General features: G+C 70.0%; 7 protein-coding genes and 3 pseudogenes. 6 read left to right on the forward strand and 4 right to left on the reverse strand.

The features are described 5' to 3' along the window. Positions 1-232 (reverse strand): annotated as a pseudogene (locus tag ACFXB5_RS46070) (GntR family transcriptional regulator); the annotation flags it as partial. 136 nt (positions 233-368) lie between these two features. Between ACFXB5_RS46070 and ACFXB5_RS46075 the strand changes: the two are divergent. Beyond that, on the forward strand, positions 369-1,034 hold the full coding sequence (locus ACFXB5_RS46075) for an aminotransferase class V-fold PLP-dependent enzyme (protein WP_385219995.1): 666 nt from the start codon (positions 369-371) through the stop codon (positions 1,032-1,034). 20 nt (positions 1,035-1,054) lie between these two features. On the opposite strand, the gene ACFXB5_RS46080 is transcribed toward ACFXB5_RS46075, so the two are convergent. After that, positions 1,055-1,981: a recombinase family protein gene (locus ACFXB5_RS46080; RefSeq protein WP_385219996.1), complete on the reverse strand. Its 927-nt coding sequence runs from the start codon at positions 1,979-1,981 to the stop codon at positions 1,055-1,057. 283 nt (positions 1,982-2,264) lie between these two features. Here ACFXB5_RS46080 and ACFXB5_RS46085 point away from each other — a divergent pair, with 283 nt between their 5' ends. From ACFXB5_RS46085 to ACFXB5_RS46095, 3 genes are all read left to right on the forward strand, one after another. Then, positions 2,265-2,702, forward strand: a complete 438-nt coding sequence (locus tag ACFXB5_RS46085) for a MarR family winged helix-turn-helix transcriptional regulator (RefSeq protein WP_123980493.1) — start codon at positions 2,265-2,267, stop codon at positions 2,700-2,702. 131 nt (positions 2,703-2,833) lie between these two features. Next, positions 2,834-4,246: an MDR family MFS transporter gene (locus tag ACFXB5_RS46090; protein WP_385220003.1), complete on the forward strand. Its 1,413-nt coding sequence runs from the start codon at positions 2,834-2,836 to the stop codon at positions 4,244-4,246. Positions 4,247-4,418: 172 nt separating this feature from the next. Continuing rightward, positions 4,419-4,991 carry a YbhB/YbcL family Raf kinase inhibitor-like protein gene (locus ACFXB5_RS46095; protein ID WP_385219998.1) on the forward strand — a complete coding sequence of 191 codons (573 nt, stop codon included), beginning with the start codon at positions 4,419-4,421 and terminating at the stop codon, positions 4,989-4,991. Positions 4,992-5,113: 122 nt separating this feature from the next. On the opposite strand, the pseudogene ACFXB5_RS46100 reads toward ACFXB5_RS46095, so the two are convergent. Next, positions 5,114-8,221: pseudogene (locus ACFXB5_RS46100) on the reverse strand (Tn3 family transposase); the annotation flags it as partial. A 169-nt stretch (positions 8,222-8,390) separates the two neighbouring features. On the opposite strand from ACFXB5_RS46100, the gene ACFXB5_RS46105 reads away from it, so the two are divergent. Beyond that, positions 8,391-8,870, forward strand: coding sequence for an aminotransferase class V-fold PLP-dependent enzyme (locus ACFXB5_RS46105; protein ID WP_385219999.1), 480 nt, complete (start codon positions 8,391-8,393; stop codon positions 8,868-8,870). A gap of 197 nt (positions 8,871-9,067) precedes the next feature. Next, positions 9,068-9,748 (forward strand): annotated as a pseudogene (locus ACFXB5_RS46110) (RNA-guided endonuclease InsQ/TnpB family protein); the annotation flags it as partial. A 195-nt stretch (positions 9,749-9,943) separates the two neighbouring features. Here ACFXB5_RS46110 and ACFXB5_RS46115 read toward each other — a convergent pair. Further along, positions 9,944-11,059, reverse strand: a complete 1,116-nt coding sequence (locus ACFXB5_RS46115) for an ArsR/SmtB family transcription factor (protein ID WP_385220001.1) — start codon at positions 11,057-11,059, stop codon at positions 9,944-9,946. Between the last annotated feature and the right edge of the window lie 371 nt (positions 11,060-11,430).

Consider the following 11,430-nt stretch of genomic DNA (forward strand, 5'->3'; position numbering starts at 1 on the left):
CCCTCGCGAGCCCACTCCCTCGCGGGGGGGTGTCTTTGTCTATATCCCCCCCTGCGGTCTCCGCGGGCGGGGCGCCCCCCCCGCGCCGCGCCCCCGGATCGCGGGCGGCCATGGCGTTGATCAGCGCCTCGTGGCCGAGGTCGCTGGCCAGCCGGATGGTGTCGGCCTCGGCGGCGCCGTAGATGCTGTAGTGGCTGCCCCGGGCGCGCAGCACATCGATCAGGGCGGCCAGCGCCTCATTGCCGCTCGCCTCGCAGAGGGTGGAGTGGAACTCCCGGTCCGTTCAGAACGGTCTCGTCCCTCTACGGTTTCCGGAAGCCCAGAGAAGTCATCGGACAACTAAGCCAACCAGAACGAGGAAGGGACCCATGACCACCCCGTCGTCGCACTGGACGCTCGATCCCTCGGTCGTCCATCTCAACCACGGCTCGTTCGGCGCCGTGCCGCGCACCGTCCAGGAGGTCCAGCGGGCGCTGCGCGAGGAGATGGAGACCAACCCGGACGCGTGGTTCCGGGAGCTGCCCGAGCGGGTCGGGCAGGCGCGCGCCGCCGTGGCGCGGTTTCTGCGGGTCCCGGCGGAGCACACCGCCCTGGTGCCCAACGCCAGCGCCGGGGTGAGCACCGTGCTGGGCTGTCTGCCGCTGCCGCCCGGCGGCGAGGTGCTGCTGGCCGACCACGCCTACGGCGCGGTGGCGATGGGTACGGCGCGGGCCGCCGAGCGGGCCGGCGCCCGGGTGCGGACGGTGCACATCCCGCTGGAGGCGACCGCCGAGGAGATCGCGGCCGTCTTCGCGGGGGCGCTGAGCGAGGCCACCGCGCTGGTGGTCGTGGACCAGATCACCTCGCCCACCGCCCGGCTCTTCCCGGTGGCGGAGATCACCCGGCTCGCCCACGCCGCCGGGGCGAAGGTCCTGGTCGACGGCGCCCACGCGCCCGGCATGCTGGCCGACCCGGTCGGCCTGGCCGGGGCGGCCGACTTCTGGGTGGGCAATCTGCACAAGTGGCGGTGCTTGGAACATCGGTACAGCGGCTAACGCTAAGCGGGTGATCTTGTTCAGGCCGGATTTCCGAGGCCGGTGACGCGGTTCTCGTACTCGCGCCGGCCTTTGCGCTGGGCAGGGACGGCAGGGACACCCTGGCCGCCATCGAGCGGTTGGCAGCGGGCGAGGAGCTGGCGGTGGACCGCTGGCACGGCCGTGATGCGCAGGGTGTAGCCCTGGCCGCGCCGTACGGTCACCCCTTGGTCGAGCGCGGCCCGCTCGGCGGGCCCCAGGTCGGCTGCGCGGAGGAAGTCCGCGACCTTGCCCGGCATGTCGAGGGTGACCGGCAGCTCCAGGGCGGGGGTGCCCTCTTGCGCGATGCCGTTGTGGTCGGGCATGAGGTCGGCGACCGCCGTGCGAATCGCGCCGCGGCTGACGCCGTGGTCGCGGGCGAGGGCAGCAATCGAGCGGCCCTCCATGTATGCGGTGCGGACGGTGTCGGTCCTGTCGGTCGCCACGGCGGGCCGACGGCCGCCCTTGCTGCCCTTGGCCTCGGCGGCGCGTAGTCCGTCGTAGGTCAGCTCACGCTGGAGGTCACGCTGGAGTTCGCCGGCGGCGGCGAGGGTCTGCACCATGAACTTCACGGTGGACAGCAGCTCCCCGGTGCGCGGGTGACGGGCGGTGAGGTCCATCGCGGAGAACGCGCCGTCGTGGATGCGCAGCGCCACCTGATCGCGGTGGAGGACGTCGAGCACGTCGAGGATGTGCCCGGTGCCGCGTACGAGGCGGAACATCTCGGAAATGTGCACGATATCGCCCGGCCGCGCATACGCGAGCAGCTCGCCGAACTTCGGCCGCTGGAGCGGGTGGAGGCGGCTGGAGGTGCCCGGGTCCTCCTCGAAGACGACCGGGTCCTCGATCCCGGCCGCGTCCAGGACGAGGTTCTGCCGGGCGGTGGACTGCTGGTCGGTCGAGACCCGCTTGTAGACCAGGTTCGCCACCGAGGGGCCCCTTCCGTACGGAGGATCGGACCCTACCTGTCGTCAAACCCTGTCAGCAATCACCATCGGATCCGATTGGATTCGGGCCGCCGTGAACCCCCAGATTGCAGGGTTCATTGGACGCGCCGCCTGCCTGTCGTCAAACGATCGGTTGTCGACAGGCGCCCCCCGGAATAGACCCGTCCCAGTCGGGTCGGGCCGAGCTGGCAAATCCTAAGCGCCAGGCGCAGGGGCGGTGGCGCGCTGATTTTGATAAGGCAGATTGATAAGTTAGGTTGATTACATGAGTGAGGAGCTGGATGCCGGTGAGATCGCCACCGCCCTGCTGGCCAGTGTCGGTGCGCTGCTGAGGCGTGTGCGTCAGGTGCGGGTCGAGGGCGAGCTCGCAATGCCCGAGCGTGTCGCCTTGTCCCACTTGGACCGTATCGGCCCGACAACGTCCGCGGAGCTGGCCCGGCAGGAGCAGATCACCGCGCAGGCGATGGGGGCCACACTCGGCGGTCTCCAAGCGCGCGGACTGGTCGAGCGCGGCGCCGATCCGCGGGACGGCAGGCGCGTGCTGCTGTCGCTGACCGACGCAGGTAGACAGGCGCTGGCGGACAAGCGCAGTGCCCGCACCGAGCAGGTCGCGCAGGCCCTTGCGGACGGCTTCACGCCGTGGGAGCTGGAACAGCTTGCGGTGGCCGCGCCGCTACTCGATCGGCTGGCACAAAGGATCTGATCCTTGACCGAATGGGAAGCGGGCCGGTCGTCGCGCTCTTCCAGGACTGGCATCCAGTCCCAGCACGAGAAGGAGAGGCAGGGGCCGCCGTGGCCAAGGCAACCGCAGGGGATCGCATCGATCCGAAAGTCATGAAAGTTGCCGTCGCGCTCATCGTGGGCTCGTTGGCCGTGGTTTTCGACACCACGATCGTCAGCGTGGCGCTGCAGACCCTCTCGCAGGAGCTGCACGTGCCGATCTCCACGATCCAGTGGGTGAGCACCGGCTACCTGCTGGCGCTCGGCGTGTCCATCCCGCTGGCGGGCTGGGCACAGTCCCGCTTCGGCGGCAGGCGGGTGTGGGTGTTCGCGCTGGCGGTGTTCCTCGTCGGCTCGGTCCTGTGCAGTGTGGCCTGGAACGCCGGGAGCCTCATCGTTTTCCGGGTCATCGAGGGGCTCGGCGGGGGACTCATGCTCCCTCTGTTCTCAACGCTGATCATGCAGGCGGCAGCGGGCAAGGCTCTGGGGCGCACGATGTCGATCGTGACCCTGCCGTTCGTGGTAGGACCGATCGCGGGCCCGGTGATCGGCGGCGTCCTGTTGAACTGGCTCGATTGGCGGTGGCTTTTCTGGGTGAACGTCCCCTTCTGCGCAGTCGGATTCGTCCTCGCCTGGCGGATGCTGGACCCGGACGCCACCGACGCGCGGCCGCGCTTTGACACCCTCGGCTGGCTGCTGCTCTCACCCAGCTTGGTCGCGTTCCTGTTCGGACTGGCCAACTCCTCGAAGGGCGGCGGCTTCGGTCGAACGGACTCGTTCGCCCCGCTGTTGGCCGGCACCCTCCTGCTGCTGATCTTCGCCCTGTATTCGGTCCGTCGTTCCGGCGACGCCCTGGTCGATGTCCGGCTGCTTGCGCACCGCCCGCTCGCCTCGGCGTCCGCGTCGATGTTCCTGTCAGGGGCCGCGCTCTACGGCAGCATGGCGCTGCTGCCGCTGTACTGGCAGCAGGTGCGCGGTGCCGACGCGCTCCAAGCCGGCCTGCTGGTCGCACCACTGGGCCTCGGCGCGCTCCTGAGCCGGCCGCTGGCCGGCGGACTCAGCGACAAGTTCGGGGCCAGATGGGTCGCCTTCACCGGATTCGCCATCGTGGGACTGTCCACCGTGCCCTTTGCCCTGGCCACGACCACGACGAACAAGTGGCTCCTGATGGCGGTGCTGGTGGTCCGCGGCTTCGGCCTCGCCGCCGTATCCATCCCCCTGCAAGCCGCCGCGTTCGTCGGCCTTCGGCGCGACCAGATACCGCACGCTGGCATCATCACCCGCATCACCCAACAGATCGGCGGGTCCTTCGGCGTCGCCGTGCTCGCCGTCATCCTGGACATCGCCCTGCGCCACCACACAGGGTCGGCGGCCCAGGCAGCCCACGCCTTCGACCAGGCGTTCTGGTGGGCAGCCGGCTTCACCGCTCTCTCACTCGTCCTGAGCCTGCTGCTGCCAGGCCGCACCCCGACGGAAACGCCCAAGAAGCCAGAGCCAGAAACCACCAAACCACCTCAGACCGTCTGACGTGCCAGTGACGGACAGTCGACGTGTGTGGCGTCCGCACCCACGCCACACACGTCGACCCCACCAGCACCGGCCCGGACACCGAGACACGCCACCGCACCGAACCGCGTCTTCCTCAACGCGGCGAAACCGCAACCCACGATAAGACCCTCGACATGCTGGGAGCACCACCATGCCCATCCTCGGCCGACTTCTGAAGAACCGCAGGTCAGGCGATACCCACGCCGCGTGGAATCGCCCGAACCTCCACGGGCCCGAACTACTGGACCTCAGTAGCCGCAGCTTCGACCACCTCGGCACGATGCCGCCGGAGCACCACGCCAAGAGCGCAGGCGGCCAGAACATTTCCCCCCACCTGGCCTGGAATCCACCGCCGACCGGCACCGCCCAGCTCCTGCTGGTCGTAGAGGACACCGACGTCCCCACCCCCAAACCCGCGGTCCACTGCGTCGTCCTGATCGACCCCGACGTACGCTCCCTCGCCCCCGGCGCCCTCGCCGCGAAAGAGCCAGCCCCCGGCGTCACGATACTGCGCTCCGTAATCGGACGCGGATACCAAGGACCCGCACCCATCAAGGGCCACGGCCCCCACCACTACACCTTCCAACTCTTCGCCCTTGCCACCCCACTGGGCGCGACCGCGGGCAAGACCGCACCGGACAGCGCAAGGCCCAGCGTCCTTCTACACTCCATCACTGCGCCTGTCCTCGCCCGCGGCCGACTCATCGGCACCGTCGAACGCTGACCCCTCCTTCACGACGGCCTGCGACACGGCTCCCCGCAGTCACTCTGAGTTCTGGGGCCGCGCGCCGTGCGCCGCCGGTCAGACATGCCCGTCACTTCTTGACCGCTCCCGTCGTCGTCCTCGTCCACCTCCGTCGCGTCCGGGTCGCGCAGCGGGCGCAGGGCGCCGACGGCCGGTGTCGAGGCGGGGAAGCTGTAGCGGCCCAGCAGGTTCAGGTTGCGGTGCTTGAGCGGGGACAGGCGGGCGATGTCCTCGTCTCGGATCTTGTGGCCCTCGGCGCGGAGCTTTTCCACGGCGGCGTCGATGTACTTCGTGGTCCACAGCACAATGGCGTTGAGGACCAGGCCGAGCGCGCCGAGCTGGTCCTCCATCCCGTCGCGGTACGCCTGGTGGATGGTGCCGCGCTTGTCGTGGCACACGTCCCGCGCGAGCTTGTGGCGGGACTCCTGCACGGTGAGCTGGCGGTTCATCTGCCGCCGGTAGGTGTCGTCGACCGGGTCGACCACGCGCAGCAGGTGCTCGGTCTTGGCGATTCGCCCGTACTCCGCGAAGGCCGCGCCCAGCGAGGTTGGGCGCCCCTCGCGGCCGAACATGCGCAAGAGGTCGTAGGCGCGGACCTGGTTGGTGACCAGGGAACCGGCGACCTTCAGCATGTCCGGCCAGTGCGTGATCACCTTCTTCAGGTTCACCCGGTTGCGGGCCAGGCCCTCGACCGCACCGTACGTGCCCGTTTCGACGCCGGGCATCGTGGCCCGCCAGAACCGCTGGTCGTCCAGGTCACGGAAACGGGGGCTGAAGTTGTAGCCGAGGATCTTGAACAGGCCGAACACTATGTCGGAGTAGGAGGCGTTGTCGGTCGCCACCATCTCCGGCTTGACCCCGCTGTCCAGGTTCAGCAGCGCGTCCAGGATGTGCAGTGAGTCGCGCGGGGTGCCGGGCACGACCATCTGCCCGACGCCCGCGACCTGGTCGTTGACGGCGTTGAGCCAGGTGATGCCCCGCTTGAACCCGAAGTACTTCGGCGACGGCGCCGCGCTGATCGTGCGGACGGGGACGACGAACCGCAGCCCGTCCACCGAGGCGAGCAGCCCGTCGCCCCAGAACTTCACGATCGGCACTTCGGCCTGGGCGGCGATCAGCCGCGCGTTCGCCGCGGCGATGGTGTCGGCCCGCAGGTAGTACTGGTCGACGTGCACGAGCCGGGCCCGGGTCAGCGCCTCGTAGCCGGGGTTCACCACCGGCGCCAGGCCGATGTTGCAGGCCTCCGACACCAGCAGCGCGACCACCGAAGTCGACAGGTCCTTCATCCGGGTCGTCCCGTCCCCCAGGTGGACAAAGGCGTCGAGAAACCCGGTCCAGGCGTTCACCTCGAACAGCAGGTCCGGCAGGTCGATCTTCGGGAGCATCCTCTCGACCCGCTGGCGCAGCCAGGTCAGGGACTTCGGCTCGCCGAGCGCGCCGAGCTTGTCGACGTTCAGCTTCACCCGCCCGTCGTCCTGCACCTCGATGGAGACCTTCGCCGCCGGCCCCGCCTCCTGAAGACGCTCGGCGGGCTGCTTCCACCCGGTGTCCAGGCCCCGCACCAGCTCCGCCAGGTGCTCCTCAACGGGTATGTCCAAGCTCAGCCCGGCCAGCACGTCCTCCTCGACCGCGTCCCAATCGGGCCCGTCCAGCAGACGGGCGCGCGGGTTGGACCAGCGGTGCGAGGGCGAGGCGAACACGTCGCGGTTGTTCAGGGCCCGGTGCAGCTGCTCCAGCACGCACACCACGTACGCGTCCCGGTCGACCGCACCCTGCGGCAGATCGGGGTTGGCGTACACCGCCTTGCGCCACGCCGGCGGCACGAGCTTGTCGTCCACCTCGCGCGGCAGCAGCGGCTTGACGCCCACCTTCCGCCGCGCCAGCGCCGGAAGACCACGCACCCCGGCCAGGACCCGCTTGCCCGCGCTCGCCGCGTCCAGCGCCTTCGACTCGCCCAGCAGCGAAAGGAACGGGCGCACCGTGGCGTACCGGTTCGCGAGCGCGGCCCGCATCGCGAGCTCAGCCGACCCCTCGTCCTCGGGCACCAGCGAGACCACCGTGGCCGCCGCGGTCATCACGGCAGCGCGCGGGGCGACTTCCTCCAGCGCCGCCCACAACTCGGCCACGTTCAAGTCCGTGCCGTGTTCCTCGACCAGCTCCAGCTCCTCGAACAGCACCTTCGCCGCCCGTGCGAGCGTGCGCGACGCCTTCTCTAACTGCGGCAGCGTGGACAGCCGCTCCTTCTCCGTCTTCCGCTTCGCCGTGTTCAGCAGCCGCGTGGCCATGAGGACCTGGAACAGGTCCAGGGCCTCGTCGATCGCCTTCGCCTCCAGGTGCCGCATCACCGCGGTGAGCATCGCTGTGCGCTTCAGTTCCGGCGCCCGCTCCAGCAACGGCGCCTTCGACCCCAGCGCGTACCGGGCCAGCGCCGCCATCCGGTTCGGCGGGATCTGCGACAGCTTCAGCCGACCGAGCCGGTACGCGCCGATCTCGTCCACTCGCTCCAGCGCGCGGGCGAACGCGGTGCCCGTCGTCCGCGTCGGCGGCCGGCGCAGCCGTTCCAGCTCCGAGAACCGGGAGCCCTCCGGCGTCTTCAGCATTGCCACCAGGTCCCCGGGCAGTGCCGGGTCCGCCCGCCGCGCGGCCCCCGCGACCGTGGCGTGCAGCCGCTTCTCCGCGACCTTCCGAGCCTCCGACACCTGCCGGGCCAGCACCGACACCCCGGGCAGCAGCACCCGGTGACGGCGCAGCCAGCCCACCGCCTGGTTGAACAGTGCCACCGGCCCCTCGGCGTGCGTCCACGCCCGCCCGTGCAGGAACGTGCGGAACCGACGCGACCACTCCGCATCCTCGTACTCGTGGTACTCGTAGGCGTCCCGGATCTCCCACGCGTGCTCGTAAGCCGTCGGCTTGCGCTCGGTGTACCGCTTCACGCACGAGACGTCCTCGATGCCGAGCTGCGTGGCCAGGTGCTCGACCACGACCCACGGCACGTCCAGCGGATCGTCCGGAAGGGACCGGCCGATATAGCGCACAGTGCACATCTGGAGAGCGAAACCGAGTCGGCTGTGGTCCCCGCGCCGCTTCGCGATCAGCTTGCGGTCCTCGTCGTCCAGGAAGAAGAACCGCTCCAGCTCCGGCCGGGTCGGCTCCTCGGTGAACTTGCAGTACGACGCCGCCTGTTCGTCGGTCAGGAACTCCACTGGCATGAGCGGGAACCTATCGGCGCCCGGAGCCGCTCAGGGATCTTCCACCGAACCTCGTCGCCGGGCCTGTCACCTGTGCTAGGCGCCGTGATCACCGGCTTAGCGTTAACCGCTGTACCGATGTTCCCCGAGGCCGAAGTGGTGCTGTGCGCCGCGCGGTACGGCGGCGCTGGTGGCGCGCGGGCCCGACGCCCAGGACCTGTGGCCGCTCACCGACTCCTGGGGCACCCCGGACCCCTTCCCGCAGCGCTTCGACGTCCAGGGCACGTTGGACCTCACCGCCTGGCTCGCGGCGCCGCGCTCGCTGGAGTTCATCGAGGAGACGTACGGCTGGGACGCCGCCCGCGCCCGGATGACCAAGCTGGCCGAGGTGGCCCAGGGACTGCTGGCCGACGCCCTGGGCGCGGACCTGACCACCGTCGGCGGCAGCCAGGCCCCGGCGATGCGGCTGATCCCGCTGCCCGCCGGGCTCGCCACCGACCACGAGGCCTCGCATGTCCTGCAGCGCCGGATCGCGGCCGACACCGGCGTCGAGACCGCGATCACCTCCTGGGACGGCCGGGGCTTCCTACGGCTCTCGGCCCATCTCTACAACACCGTCTCCGACTACGAACAACTGGCCGAGCACCTCCCCGGACTGCTCACCCCGTAGTCGTCCTGCTCACGGCGTCGTTCGTCCGCCATGTCGCGCACGGGCCCGCCGTGGGGGACTCGAATCGCCGAAACGGAGCCACGAAACGGCGGAGTTCGCTGCGTTGTCAGTGGTGGCCGGTAGGGTGAACGCATCGGCCTTGACCAGCGGAGACGGTGCAAGGGGGGTGGGTTGTGTTGCTGCGTGCGTACAAGTTCCTGCAGGAACGCCGCGACGCATGGCGGCACGCGTCGAAGACCAACATCACCTACGGAGACCAGTCCGCGCAACTGAGCGAGATCCGGGCGTTCGACCCGGAGCGTCAGGGCCGCTGGTCCTTCTCCAGCCAGCAGGCCACACTCAGGCGGCTCGACAAGGCGTTCCGGGCGTTCTTCCGCCGGGTCGGGAGCGGCGGGAAACCCGGATACCCCGGGTTCAAGGGTGTCGGCCACTTCGACACCGTCGTCTTCCCGAAGGACGGGGACGGATGCCGCTGGGACTCCACCCCCCACGACATCCAAACCCGCGTGCGTCTCCAGGGCGTGGGGCACGTGCGAGTACATCAGCACCGGGCCGTGGAGGGCCGGGTCAAGACGGTCTCGGTCAAGCGCGAGGGCAACCGCTGGTACGTGGTCCTCACCTGCGACAGCGTGCCCGCCGAGCCTCTGCCCCCTACCAGCAGCATCGTCGGCATCGACATGGGCACGGTGCACTTCTTCACCGATTCGGACGGTGAGCACGTCCCGAACCCCGGGTTCCTTGGCACGATGGCCGAGGAACTGACCGAAGCCCAGCGGCACCTGTCCACCTTCCCCAAAGGCACCCCACGCCGGACCAAGAAGCACAAGGCGGCAGCCCGGAAAGTCGCCAGACTGCACGCCAGGATCCAGCGTCAGCGCCAGCTGGCCCTCTGCGACGCTGCCTAGCCCGCGACACAGGAAGCCCGCGCGTTCACGCGTGGGCGGAGTCACCGAAGCCACCATCGAGGACGCCGCGAGCCCAGAGGCCCAGTTGGCCCGCGCCCTGGCCCGCTCCGTGCTGACCGTGTACACGCGGAGGCTGGGGATCACGACACGGCCGAGGGCCGGGAGGCCTCATCCGCGCCCTGACTGCCCCCGCCCGCTCGTGGCGACCGGCGGCAGCGCCGCCGGTACCCCGAAGACCCGCTCCCCCGGCGCCCCGCCCCGCAGCAGCGCCGCCCCCAGCGGGGTCAGCGTGTGCAGGACGGCGCTGCCCTGGCGCAGGGTGTGCACCAGGCCCGCCTCGCGCAGCACACTGGCGTGCTGGCTGGCCGAGGCCAGCGATACGCCCACCCTGCGGGCGAGTTCACTGGTCGTACAGCCGCCGCCGACCTCCAGCAGCACCGCCGAGCGGGTCTGCCCGACCAGCTTGCCGAGCGTCTGGGCGGACCCGGAGCCGGACCCCGACCCGGACCCAGCCCCGGACCCCGCCCCGGCTCCGGACCTGACGGCGGGCCGCTGCTCGGGGCGGGGAATCAGACCGCACCGGGCGTGTTCGACCGGGTAGACCAGAACGGGCGTCAGTTCCGGGTTCCGGAAGGTCACCGGCGTCCCCCGGCAGAAGAACGACGGCAACAGCAGCAACCCCCGCCCCCGCAGCAACAGATCGCGGTCCACCGGATAGTCGACCTCCAGCACGGGCGCCCGCCACCGCATCGTCGGCGGCAGCGAGGCCAGCAGCCCGTCGGCGCCCCCGTCCAGCAGGGCACGGCCCCGGGCCACCCGGTCGGCCTCGATCCGGGCCTGGATATGCGGCCAGTACGGGGCGACGGCGGCCTGATGGTAGGCGCGCAGCGTCCTGATCAGCCGGTCCAGCGATCTTCGCTCGCCCTGCGCCAGATCCCGTATCCACCCCGGGAGCGCCCGGGCCGCCGGAAGCCCGGCCAGCTCCGCGTGCAAGCGCTCACCCGAGATGGCGCGCAGTGCGGACATCGCGGCATCGCAACCGATTACCCCTTCGGCGGGTGTCAGGAAGTCCGGGAAATAGCCACGCGACGGAATGAGCGGCGCAAGCAGCCGGGCTTCGCCGTTGAGTCGGTTTCGAGCCTCGGAACGCCATTTCCCGTATACGGTCTCCGCCCGGTTCTCCCGCAACCTATGGAAACTTAAAACGGTTTCCCAGAGCGCGTCCGGGCGGACCGCCATCCGCAGCCGGGCCAGATCGAGTTCACTGAAATGAACACGGAGCACCAGACCCCCACACGTGACATTGCGATCACCCCCCGATCACCGATGAGTATGCACGCTGGCACGGTCAGTCACCACGCCCTTTTAGCCAGATGTGAAACGAGGAGCGGCGCGGAGCCCGGAAGAGGAAAGCTGTTCCCCAGGAAAACCGGGGGCCACCGGGAAAAACTTCCGAGGGCCGTCCGGAATTCAACAGGCGGTGCTCAGAGCCAGTTTGCTCGTTCCCGTGGGGGGTGACGAGTACGTTACGGCGACTGGGCACTTGTGTTGCCGCACGTAGCCGATGCGCGCGGCAACAGCTCCCGTGGGGGGAGTGAGAGGGGGCGGGGCCGCCGCCCCCAGTTGCGCCCCCGCGTGTTTGACGGGGGGCGGGC

This window comes from Streptomyces sp. NPDC059455, from assembly GCF_042750115.1.
In the GTDB taxonomy this organism is placed as follows: Bacteria; Actinomycetota; Actinomycetes; order Streptomycetales; family Streptomycetaceae; genus Streptomyces; species Streptomyces endocoffeicus.

What these genes read in the sequence shown, in the direction of transcription:
- ACFXB5_RS46075 (WP_385219995.1), top strand. Translation starts at nt 369, where the DNA reads ATGACCACCCCGTCGTCGCACTGGACGCTCGATCCCTCGGTCGTCCAT.
- ACFXB5_RS46085 (WP_123980493.1), top strand. Translation starts at nt 2,265, where the DNA reads ATGAGTGAGGAGCTGGATGCCGGTGAGATCGCCACCGCCCTGCTGGCC.
- ACFXB5_RS46090 (WP_385220003.1), top strand. Translation starts at nt 2,834, where the DNA reads ATGAAAGTTGCCGTCGCGCTCATCGTGGGCTCGTTGGCCGTGGTTTTC.
- ACFXB5_RS46095 (WP_385219998.1), top strand. Translation starts at nt 4,419, where the DNA reads ATGCCCATCCTCGGCCGACTTCTGAAGAACCGCAGGTCAGGCGATACC.